The 252-nt window shown below is 51.6% G+C and carries 1 protein-coding gene; it reads left to right on the forward strand.

Translation table 11 applies throughout. The features are described 5' to 3' along the window. Positions 1-22: 22 nt before the first annotated feature. Positions 23-252 (forward strand): DnaB-like helicase N-terminal domain-containing protein (locus tag AAEZ03_RS28290; protein WP_350583270.1); only part of this gene is annotated, 230 nt, incomplete at its 3' end.

The following is a 252-nucleotide window of genomic DNA, read 5'->3' on the forward strand; positions in this document are numbered from 1 at the left end:
CAACGAGCCTTACGATACGGTCATGGTTCATGATTGGCTAGAAGCACAGAAACTGCTAAAAAGTGCGGGCGGTGACAGTTATTTGGCCGACATCTTGAGCCAAAGCCCTGCCACCTTATTCAACCTGACCGCCTACGCCCAGCGCGTACGTGAGCTGTCTACCCTACGCCAATTGATCACGACTGGCAACGAGATGCTAACGCTGGCCTATAATCCCAAAGACCAAACCGTCAGTGATATTTTGGACAGCGT

It is taken from the genome of Pseudomonas sp. HY2-MNA-CIBAN-0224 (assembly GCF_040310285.1).
GTDB classification, from domain to species: domain Bacteria; phylum Pseudomonadota; class Gammaproteobacteria; order Pseudomonadales; family Pseudomonadaceae; genus Aquipseudomonas; species Aquipseudomonas helleri.